This window comes from Streptomyces sp. URMC 126, assembly GCF_051386555.1.
Taxonomy (GTDB): domain Bacteria; phylum Actinomycetota; class Actinomycetes; order Streptomycetales; family Streptomycetaceae; genus Streptomyces.
Window position 1 is genome coordinate 1 of sequence record NZ_JBPQTX010000556.1, and the last position, 2244, is coordinate 2244.

Sequence of the window (2244 nt, forward strand, 5' to 3'; positions counted from 1 at the left end):
ATAAGAGACAGCCTACACCCCCCGCACCCGCACCGGAAGCCCGACCTCCGTCGCGCCCTCCCGTTCCACCGCCACCGCGCCGTCCCGCCACCCGGTCGTGAACCGCCGCACCTCCGCGCTCTCGCCCACGCCGTCCTCGACGACCAGCACCCCGCCCCCCGTCCGGCCTGCCGCCGGGGCCCACACCTCCAGTTCCACCCCGCCGTCCGCACCCGCGACCGGGACCACCGCGCCCGCCCGCGCCAGCACCGGGATCCGGGAGAGGGGGGCGTCCAAAAGCACCTGGCCCGGTCCCTCGTGGGCCCGGCCCGTCGCCGTGTCGTACCAGCGGCCGCGCGGCAGCCGCACCGCCCGCCGGTCGGACCCCGGCTCCAGCACCGGCGCCACCAGCAGCGCGTCCCCGAGCAGGAACGCGTCCTCGCAGTCCCGCAGCGCCCGGTCCTCCGGCGAACGCCACCACACCGGACGGACGTACGGCGCGCCCGTCAGCCGCGCGAGATGGGCCAGCGTCACGAAGTACGGCAGCAGCCGCACCCGCTCCCGCAGCGCCGCCCCCGCGTGCTCCAGCACCTCCGGGCCGAACTCCCACGGCTCCCGGCGCCCCGCCGAGATCGCCGCGTGGGTGCGGAACAGCGGGAGGTAGGAGCCCAGTTGGAACCACCGCAGGTACAGCTCCGGCGACGGCGACCCCGTGAACCCGCCCACGTCGGGACCCGAGAACGGCACCCCGCACAACCCCAGCCCCAGCACCAGCGACAACGACGCCCGCAGCCCCGGCCACCCCGTCGTCACGTCACCCGACCACGTCCCCCCGTACCGCTGCATCCCCGCCCAGCCCGACCGCGAGAACAGGAACGGGCGCTCGTCAGGCCGCAGCGCCCGCAGCGCCTCGTACCCCGCCCGGGCCATGCCCAGCGCGTACACGTTGTGCGCCTCCCGGTGGTCGCCGCCCCGGCCCTCCAGGGCGTGCCGTGCCGACCGCGGCAGCGTGTGCTCGCCGAACGCCGCGAACGCCGCCGGCTCGTTCATGTCGTGCCAGAAGCCGGAGAACCCCTCCGCCAGCCGCTCCGCGTACAGCCCGCCCCACCACCGGCGCACCCCCGGGTCGGTGAAGTCGGGGAAGACCGACGTCCCGGCCCACACCTCGCCGCGCACCGGCCGTCCGCGCCCGTCCCGCACGTACGCGCCGGCCGCCGCCCCCGCGTCGTACACCTCCCAGCCCGGCTCGGCCTTCACCCCCGGGTCCACGATCGACACCAGCCGGATGCCCTCCTTGCGGAGCTCGGCGGCCAGCCCGGGCAGATCCGGAAAACTCTCCCGGTCCACGGTGAACACCCGGTGGCCCCGGTAGTGGTCGATGTCCAGGTGCACGGCGGACAGCGGCAGCCCGCGCTCCCGGTACCCGGTCACCACCCGCCGCACCTCCGCCTCGCTGCCGAACCCCCACCGCGCGTGGTGGTACCCCAGCGCCCAGGCGGGCGGCACCGCGGGGCCGCCGGTCAGCGCCGCCCAGCCGCGCAGCACCCGGGCCGGGGCGCCGGCGATCACCCAGTACCGCAGCGGCCCCCCGGACATCCGCACCTCGCAGCGGCCCGGCCGGTCGTGCCCCGAACCGGCCCCCTCCTCGCCCTCCCACAGCAGCACCCGCCCGTCCCAGGAGTTGTCGTGGAACACCAGGTGCGTACCCGCGTCCGCCACCACCAACTGCACCGGCATGGTGACGTACAGCGGATCGTCCCCCGGCTCGAACGAGCCCCCGGGGTCGGTGTTCCACAGCCGGTACGCGCCCTCCCGCAGCCGCGGCCCCGACGACCGGCCGCCCAGGCCGAAGAACCGGGCGTCCGCCGGCACCTCCGACCGCTGCGTCCACCGCGGCCCCGCCTCGGCGGCCGGCGAGTCCACGGGGTCCCACCAGCGCGGCGGCTGGTCACGCCGCAACAGCACCCCGCCCGGCGTCCGCACCTCCACCGCCCCGTGCCGCGACACCACCACCAGCACCCGCTCCGACACCACCCGCCAGCCGCCGTCCGTGTCCGGCTCCAGCAGCACCCGCTCGTCCACCTCCGGCGCCGCGCCCGCCAGGGCGTACGACGGCTCCGGTTCCGCGCCGTCCCACCCGCAGAACACCGCGCCGCCGGCCGCCACCCGCACCCGCAGCAACGACCGGGCGAACCGCACCACCCCGCCGCCCGGCTCCGGATCCGCCCCGCACAGCGGCCCCGGCACCCGCGCCCGCTCGGCCAC

At 77.3% G+C, this 2244-nt stretch carries 1 protein-coding gene; it reads right to left on the reverse strand.

The genetic code is table 11. The features are described from left to right. Positions 1 to 12: 12 nt before the first annotated feature. Entirely contained in the window at positions 13 to 2244 is a 2232-nt protein-coding gene (locus ACSNOK_RS32635) for a glycoside hydrolase family 31 protein (RefSeq protein WP_436784408.1), read from the reverse strand.